Origin of the sequence: Adlercreutzia equolifaciens (assembly GCF_029076695.1) — a bacterium.
In the GTDB taxonomy this organism is placed as follows: domain Bacteria; phylum Actinomycetota; class Coriobacteriia; order Coriobacteriales; family Eggerthellaceae; genus Adlercreutzia; species Adlercreutzia equolifaciens_A.
Genome location: NZ_JARFIK010000493.1, coordinates 1 through 294, shown reverse-complemented (window position 1 = coordinate 294; position 294 = coordinate 1). Strand labels below are relative to the sequence as shown.

The following is a 294-nucleotide window of genomic DNA, read 5'->3' as shown; positions in this document are numbered from 1 at the left end:
AGATTGCCGGCCGCTCGGGATCGGGCAAGTCCACCCTGTGCAAGCTGTTCCTGCGTTTCTGGGACACCACTCGCGCACCGTGGAGCTCTCCCGCCAGGACATTCGCCAGATCAATACCGACAGCTTGCGAGCCAATGAAAGCTGCATGACCCAGGAGACGCACCTGTTCGTCGGCACCCTGGCTGAGAACATTCTCATCGCGAAGCCGGACGCCACCCCCGAAGAGCTGGCCGCGGCCTGCGAGAAGGCGGCCCTGGGGCAGACGCGCCAGGAAGTCGCCCACGGCCGCCTTCT

1 pseudogene is annotated in these 294 nt (G+C 65.3%); it reads left to right on the top strand.

The features are described from left to right. Positions 1-37: 37 nt before the first annotated feature. Positions 38-294: pseudogene (locus PZH32_RS13325) on the top strand (ABC transporter ATP-binding protein); the annotation flags it as partial.